At 62.8% G+C, this 830-nt stretch carries 1 protein-coding gene; it reads right to left on the bottom strand.

What is annotated here, in order from left to right; all coding sequences use genetic code 11:
- The coding region (locus tag PQU95_RS18460; RefSeq protein WP_272753359.1) for a Calx-beta domain-containing protein at positions 1 to 830 on the bottom strand (830 nt) is incomplete at both ends.

Raw genomic sequence — 830 nt, forward strand, 5'->3', positions numbered from 1 at the left:
GTGAAGCTGGTCACACCGGCCGGTACGGTGATCTTGCCGCTGGTAGCGTCGTAAGTCACACCGTTGCTGAAGCTGGCGCTGCCGTAGTCGTCGGACGTGGCGGTGCCGTCTTTCAGTACAAAGTCGAAGCTGGTGGCGCTGGACGACGCGTTGCTCAGCTTGACGGTGAAGCTGAGGTCGCTGCCTTCGGTAGCGGACACGTCGCCGGTGCCGGCGCTGGTGCCGATCGATTCGATGCTCGGCACGCCGTCGTTGTCGATGATGGTACCGGTGGCGTCTTTACCGCCGATGCTCAGCTTGACGGTTTCGTCGGCTTCGTCGGTGGTGTCGTTGGTGGTCGGTACGGTGACGGTGAAGCTGGTCACGCCGGCCGGTACGGTGATCTTGCCGCTGGTAGCGTCGTAAGTCACACCGTTGCTGAAGCTGGCGCTGCCGTAGTCGTCGGACGTGGCGGTGCCGTCTTTCAGTACAAAGTCGAAGCTGGTGGCGCTGCTGCTGGCGTTGCTCAGCTTCACGGTGAACGACAGGCTATCGCCTTCAGTAGCCGACACGTCGTTCGGGTTGGCCGCAGCAGGGTCCGGCTTGCCGATGTGCTCGATAGTCGGTGCACCGTCGTTGTCGACGATGGTACCGGTGGCGTCTTTACCGCCGATGCTCAGCTTGACGGTTTCGTCGGCTTCGTCGGTGGTGTCGTTGGTGGTCGGTACGGTCACGGTGAAGCTGGTCACGCCGGCCGGTACGGTGATCTTGCCGCTGGTAGCGTCGTAAGTCACACCGTTGCTGAAGCTGGCGCTGCCGTAGTCGTCGGACGTGGCGGTGCCGTCTTTCAG

Origin of the sequence: Vogesella aquatica (assembly GCF_028548455.1) — a bacterium.
Lineage (GTDB): Bacteria > Pseudomonadota > Gammaproteobacteria > Burkholderiales > Chromobacteriaceae > Vogesella > Vogesella aquatica.